Below are 594 nucleotides of genomic sequence, written 5' to 3'. Positions count from 1 at the left end.
GAAGGCGGTCGATGCCATGCAGACCATCGCCCAGAAGATCACCATCGTGCAGGAGATCGCCCGGCAGACCGATCTGCTGGCCCTCAACGCCGCCGTCGAGGCGGCGCGTGCCGGCGAGCACGGCCGCGGCTTCGCGGTGGTCGCCTCGGAGGTGCGCAGGCTCGCCGAGCGCTCGCAGGCGGCGGCCACCGAGATCGGCACGCTGTCGTCCGACACGGTGAAGGCGGCCCAGCAGGCCGGTGAGATGCTCGGACGGCTGGTGCCGGACATCCGCAAGACCGCGCTGCTGGTCGAGGAGATCTCGGCGGCGTGCCGGGAGCAGGATGTCGGGTCGGCGCAGATCAACCAGGCGATCCAGCAGCTCGACAAGGTGACCCAGCAGAACGCCAGCGCCCCCGAGCAGGGCCCGGCGACCTCGGACGAGCTGGCCACGCAGGGCGAGCGGCCTCCTGCGCACCATCGTCGAGCTTCCTCCCCTCCGACGCGACCCCCCCGAAGCCGCGGCCGTGCTCGCCGGAACGCGCCGCCTCGACGGCGGCGTTGAGGGCCAGCAGATCGGTCTGCCGGGCGATCTCCTGCACGATGGTGATCTTC

Annotated in this window: 2 pseudogenes; one reads left to right on the top strand and one right to left on the bottom strand. The window is 71.9% G+C overall.

The features are described from left to right. A pseudogene (locus MKL09_RS16160) lies at positions 1-439 on the top strand (methyl-accepting chemotaxis protein); the annotation flags it as partial. Between the two features lies 1 nt (position 440). Here the strand turns inward: MKL09_RS16160 and MKL09_RS16155 are convergent. Then, a pseudogene (locus MKL09_RS16155) lies at positions 441-594 on the bottom strand (methyl-accepting chemotaxis protein); the annotation flags it as partial.

This window comes from Methylobacterium sp. J-048 (assembly GCF_022829515.1).
Lineage (GTDB): Bacteria > Pseudomonadota > Alphaproteobacteria > Rhizobiales > Beijerinckiaceae > Methylobacterium.
The sequence above is the reverse complement of the archived record's forward strand: the minus strand, read 5'-3'. Positions and strand labels throughout refer to the sequence as shown.